The 3527-nt window shown below is 74.7% G+C and carries 1 protein-coding gene and 1 pseudogene; both read right to left on the bottom strand.

Going from position 1 to position 3527, the window contains the following annotated elements; translation table 11 throughout:
• Positions 1-542, bottom strand: a pseudogene (locus G3I40_RS02885) (condensation protein); the annotation flags it as partial.
• On the bottom strand, positions 539-3527 hold a 2989-nt coding region (locus tag G3I40_RS02880), incomplete at its 5' end, for an alpha-(1->3)-arabinofuranosyltransferase family protein (protein ID WP_164300564.1). The gene G3I40_RS02880 and the pseudogene G3I40_RS02885, both read right to left, overlap by 4 nt.

Here is a 3527-nt window from a genome sequence, read left to right as displayed (position 1 = left end):
GGCGCCTCGCGCGGGGCCGGGGACGCAGCGGGCGGCGGGGAGTTGTCCCGGCCGCCGTACAGGTCCGCCGCCGTGGCGAGGACGCGCAGGCAGGCCGGGCCGTCGAGCGCCGTGTGGTTGATGGTGAGGAACAGGACGGTGTCGCCGCTGTCCGGGTGCGGGACGGCCGCCAGCCGGACGGGCGGGGACGCCGAGAGGGGCGGTGACTCGGTGAGGGCCCGGGTGCGGGCTGCCTTGAGGGCGTTCGGGCCCGGTTCGGGGAACGAGACGGGCGGGACGTCGGGGGCGTCCGTCAGCTCCCAGGTGTAGCGGCTCGTGTACCAGCGGCGGGGGGCCTCGCGCATCAGGATGCGGGGGTGCCGGCGCAGGGCGCGGGTGAACGCGGTGGTCAGTCTGTCCGGGTCGAGGCGGCCGGAGACGTGGATCTCGATGTGGACCGTTTCGGGCTCGTCGTCCTGGAGGCAGTGACGGGCTATCTCGTCGACGGTCGGGAACGGCAGCGCTCCGGGGGTGCGTGTGCGGTGGTCGTCCAGGGCTGTCATGTCCGGGCTCCCTCGGTCGGGTTCTTGCCCTCTGCCGGGGTTCGGGTCGCCGGGTGCCCCGGACCGCGCGCCTCGCTCGTCGGCGAGGTTTGCAGGGCCGCGAACAGTGCCAGCAGCGCCAGGAGTTGGGCCGCCGGGCTGAACGCCCCCTGGCCCTCCCGCACCGCCGAACCCGCCCCCGTCGCCGCCACGGCCCCCGCCGCCGTCATCGCCAGGAACGCGAGCGGCACGAGGAGGGTGTGGCGTTTCCAGGCCAGTACGGCAAGCGCCGGGACCAGGGCCGCCCAGGGGCCCGCGATCACGATGCCGACGAGGGTGAGGGCGACGAGGCCGAGGAGCCGGCCCGGGGGCGGGGGCGCAGCCGGCTCCTCCAGGGGATCCGGTTCCCGGCGGCGCCACAGCGCCAGGCCGATCAGGGCCGCCAACGCCACCGAGGCCGCGATGAGCCCGGCGTCGTAGGTGACCGCCGGCTCGTAGGAGAGGGAGACCTTGCCGCCGGCGCCCTGCGGGATCAGCCACGCCTGCTGCCAGCCGTCCAGGCGCAGCGAGGTGAGCTTCTTGCCGCCCAGGGTGGCCTGCCAGCCGTCGTTGGCGTTCTCGTACGTCGTCAGATACGTGGCCTCGCCCGCGCCCACCCGCACCTGGCGGCGGTCGCCCAGCCAGTCGTCGATGGTCAGGCGCCGGGTGGTGGGGGCCGCCGCGTCGGCGGTCCCCGCGCGGGTGAGGGTGAGGTCGGTGAGGGACAGGGCGCCGCCGGGGTCGGTCGTCAGCGTGTGCGGGCCCGCCGGGAGGTCGAGCGTGTCGCAGAGGCTGACAGTGACCGGGCGGCGCTCGGTCAGGTCCGTGAGGGTGCCCTTCGCCGAGGTGCGGTGGCGGGTGCCGTCGATCGTGACCGCCGGGCCCTTCCCGCACGGGAGGCTGAACGCGCGTGCTGCGGTGGGCTGTTTGACCCGGTACTGGTCGAGCGTGGGGATGTAGGCCTCGGTCAGGCCCACGGGGAGCTGGAGGTCCGCGTCCGCCAGCGGGTTGTGCAGCGTGAGCGGCGCGGTGGCGGTGATCGTGACGTCGAGGCGGTCCGTGGTGATCGGGTCGAAGCGGGCCACGCCGTTCTCGTCCACGCCGGCCGTCGCCGCGCCGTCCGGGGAGCTGATCTCGATCTTCTCGGGGCGGGTGGACAGACCGCCCGCGCCGGGGAGGACGAGCGTGGACACGGGCTGCTTGCCCGGCCAGCGCAGATGGATCGTCGGCTTGTCGCCCGCGATCCAGGCCGTGGCCAGGGAGCCGTCGGTGAGGTTGCGCGCCGAGGTGTTGGTGCCCAGGCGGGCCGTCGAGTCGGCGGTCGCCGTGATCTTGCGGCGCTGGTCGGGGGCCACCGCGTAGAGGAGCTTGTCGAAGGCGTCGGTGGGGGTGGCCGCCGCCGTCGCCTTGAAGGTGAACCGGGACGGGCCGGTCGTGGTGAAGGAGCGGTGGAGCGCGGTCTCGGTGTCGGTGAGGGTGAGGGCGCCGTCGCCCGTCGCGCGGTGGAAGGTGAACTGGTCGGCCCGCGTGGAGTCGGCGGGCATCTGCAGCGCGCGCGTCGCCCGTACGCCGGGCACCGAGATGTCGGAGAAGCCCGCGCCGGCCAGCGCCGGCCGGGCGCTCTGCGTGTCGAGGATCGTCACCCGCAGCCAACTCGCCGACCCCTGCGGGGCCTTCACCTGCTGGCGGGTGCCGTCCGGCCGGAGGTCGACCGTGGTGGCCCCTTTGTCCGTCTCGATGCGGACGCGGGTGGGGGCCGCCCGGACGTCGTCCTGGGGCAGCGGCGTCAGCCCGATCGTGGCCGGGACCGGGGTGGGGCGGTCGAAGGCGATGCGCAGCCACTCGCCCTTCGCGGAGTCCGGGGCGCCCTCCGCCCACGCCGTGTCGGGGTCGCCGTCGAAGGCGTTCACCGGGTCGAACTGGGGCAGGTACAGGAGCCAGTTGCCGCTGGAGGACGCGGTGACCGAGCGGGCCCCTTCGATGCGGGCCGTCGTCTGGTGCGCGATGCCCTTCGTGGGCAGGATCTGCTTCGGTTCCTCGCCCGGGTTCTGGTCGGCGTCGGGGCTGTTGCGCTCCTTCGGCGTGTACGGGTACGACGTGTTGGTGTTGACCAGGCCGAACCGGGTGTCGGCGCGGCGCAGGCCGTCGACAGCCGTACGCAGGGCGGGGGTGGCGATGCCGGGGTGGTTGTCGCCGGTCAGCACCGCGGGCCGGTCGCGCAGGGCCGGGTCCGCGGAGAGCGGGAGCAGGGACTCGGGGCCGCCGCTGACCTCCGCCGTCCCCGCGACCGGGAGGAGTCCCGCCTGGCCGGGGCGCCGGGTGCCGCTGTCGGGCGCGTAGACCTCCACCGACCGCGAGCGCGGGTAGAGGCCCTCGACCTGGGTCGGCGTGCCCTCGGCGATGCGGCCGCCCGTGACGGTCGGCCCGAAGCCGGTGACGCGGTGGAAGCCGGACTCGGTGAGGCTGCGCTTGACGGTGGCCGTGGGGACGTAGCCGAACTGGTCGGGGTCGAGGTCGTTGCGGACGACGACGTAGTACAGGCCGCTGCGGCTCAAGTAGTCCTGCAGGCCCGGGACTTCGCCGCCGGACATCAAGGCCTGCTCGATCGCGTCCAGAGCGCGCCGGTTTCCCGCGGTGCCGAACGGGACGTAGTCGCGCTGTGCCCAGCGGGAGTCCGCGAGGACGTCGAGCGGCTGGTCGATGGGGGAGCCCCAGGTGTAGATGCCGTGCGCGGTGGCCGGGACCACGAGGGCCCGGGAGTCGGGGGAGTACGTGTGCAGCCAGTCCGCCGTCGTCTGCCAGTACGTGGGCAGCTTCTGGAAGGAGCCCGGCTGCAGGATCGCACCGTTGAGGTACGGCCAGGCCAGGCCCGGCAGGATCAGCACCGCCGCGACCAGCGGGGCGTACCGGCGGCCGCGCACCGGCCGGGCGCCGCGGGCCTCGGTGGCGACGCCCACGAGGTGCGCG

Source organism: Streptomyces sp. SID14478, assembly GCF_010548525.1.
GTDB lineage: Bacteria > Actinomycetota > Actinomycetes > Streptomycetales > Streptomycetaceae > Streptomyces.
Note: the sequence above shows the minus strand (reverse complement) of the source record. Positions and strands in the feature narration are given on the sequence as shown.